At 32.8% G+C, this 2,112-nt stretch carries 2 protein-coding genes; both read right to left on the reverse strand.

Translation table 11 applies throughout. From position 1 onward, the window contains the following. Positions 1–54: 54 nt before the first annotated feature. Positions 55–1,080: an HD domain-containing protein gene (locus G4P69_RS37245; protein WP_208354912.1), complete on the reverse strand. Its 1,026-nt coding sequence runs from the start codon at positions 1,078–1,080 to the stop codon at positions 55–57. A 210-nt stretch (positions 1,081–1,290) separates the two neighbouring features. Next, on the reverse strand, positions 1,291–2,112 hold an 822-nt coding region (locus tag G4P69_RS37250; protein ID WP_208354914.1), incomplete at its 5' end, for a TGS domain-containing protein.

Consider the following 2,112-nt stretch of genomic DNA (forward strand, 5'->3'; position numbering starts at 1 on the left):
TCAGTCAGTAACCGTAGGAAGAGAACGATATCTATTTGACGTAGGCGCGGCGATCTAGTCAATAAAATGGCGACTATTGCTGCTGTGAGATTGTGCTGGACGGAATAAACTATGTATGACTCCTAATGCAGCATAGCAGTCTGGAATTGAGTTGCACAGAACTCTAATGCCAAACAAGTCATACACTGATTCAAAACAAGAATTAAAATTACTGTACAGAAACTTGTTAAACTCATTGTATGGTAACTTACTAGGAAGTATCCCCTTACTGTAGCAGTAAAGCTGCTTCATTTTTGCATATATACTGTATATATTTTTGGTTCTACCTGAAACCTCAAATTTATTACCAGTAAAGCCATTTTCTAAAAGTCTGTTTCGTATTTCTTCAATGCAGTGATTCATATACTTCTCTCTCGCTGCGCGGTTTTCAGCAAGAAGAGTCACAATTTTAAAGTATATTTCTGGTTCTAAATCTCTAAATGAAAAATCTTCTAATTTCCATTTAAGATTCCAAAGACCTAATCTGTTCGCTATCGGGACAAAGATTTTGAAAGTTTCTATCGTAAAACTGTCTTTTAAATTTTTTTTCAACCCAACAACACGATTGATATTTTCTAAAATAACTAGTCTATAAACAAGTTCAATCACCAGCGCTCTTATATCTCTGGTTACAACGATTATAAGTCTTCTAAAATTCTCTCCTTCAAAAAAGTTGATACTAGATGTAGGTGTTATTTTAAACTTAGATACACACTTAGATAATATTTTTAGACTTTTTAACAGATTAGAAATATTTGAATTGATATTGACAATCCCTTCTATTTCTTTTTCAATACCAGGAGTAATGATTGTGGAATAAGTGTAAACAAATCCTGCTATAGCTATATTCAAATCTGATGTGAGATTATAGAGTTCCTGTGCAACAAGTTCTACAATATGTCCAATTTCTGTGGAAAAAAAATTTCGTTCTTCTAAGTGTTTTAAAAAAATCAAGAATTCATCATTTACATCTGATCCTTGGTTTTTTATTAAAGCAATTAGGCTAAAGTTGCTACTGATTTTTCCTGAAACTAAGGTCATAAGTCACCTTACCGTTAATCTTCTAATTTTTTATTCCATGAATCTTTAAAATCTATCCTGAGAATATGGCGATAGGTATCTATTCCACTATCGTGGTAGTTAATGTTTCTCTAATTTTACTAAACAACAATCAGAAGATTCAGGATTTATTGAGATTTTTACATCGCTGGTTAAGAGAGACGAAATTCCAACAATCCTTTATCCTCATAATTAAAGAACTTTGAAATCAAGAATGTCTGATATTCTTGCTACTTCTCGAACACATTCATTTAACCTTTCTGCCTCAGTTGATTCAATGCATAAGTTAATTTTGGCAATTCCATTAGTATTTGTTTCAAGGTCGACAGACTGGACATTAATCTTATATTTATAAAATTTTTCTATAATATCTTTTAAGATGCCTATTCTGTCTACAGAAATAAAACTAAAATTAACAATTGGAGGAATATCCTCTTGGAGTAGGGTTGGCATGGACTTAGTGGCGTATTTAGACTTGTGCCATTTTCTGATCGCATTCTTAGCTTTGTTAGTCGTGACTTGTTTAATCCACCCTAACTTAGGTTCTGCGTCAGTATCTGTAACAATTTCAACTGTGTCACCGTTAGTTAAAATAGTTATTTCATTTACCAATTCACCATTTATTTTTACTTTAGCTAATTTGTTGCCAACATTGGTGTGAATTTTATATGCAAAATCGATAGGTGTTGATTTTGCTGGTAGCGATATCAAATCTCCTTTAGGCGTAAATACATAAACTTCTTCCATTGTTAAATCATTTTTTATACTTCGCAAATACTCAGAGGCATCACAAATTTCTTCGTTACACTTAACCAGTTCATTCAACCAACCAAGATTGCTTAAATTTTGTTGATTGTCGTAAGTCTCTGATTTAGAAGAATCTAGTGACTGAGCTAGTCTCCAGTATGCTGTAATTCCGTAATCTGCCAAATAATCCATTTCTAGTGTTCGTATTTGGACTTCTAAGAGTCTACCTGTGCTGCTAACAACAACTGTATGGAGCGATTGGTAGTT

Origin of the sequence: Aetokthonos hydrillicola CCALA 1050, from assembly GCF_017591665.1 — a bacterium.
Classification (GTDB): Bacteria; Cyanobacteriota; Cyanobacteriia; order Cyanobacteriales; family Nostocaceae; genus Aetokthonos; species Aetokthonos hydrillicola.

Bases quoted from the DNA above. Each gene is read 5' to 3' on its own strand.
- G4P69_RS37245 (WP_208354912.1), bottom strand. From the start codon at position 1,080: ATGACCTTAGTTTCAGGAAAAATCAGTAGCAACTTTAGCCTAATTGCT.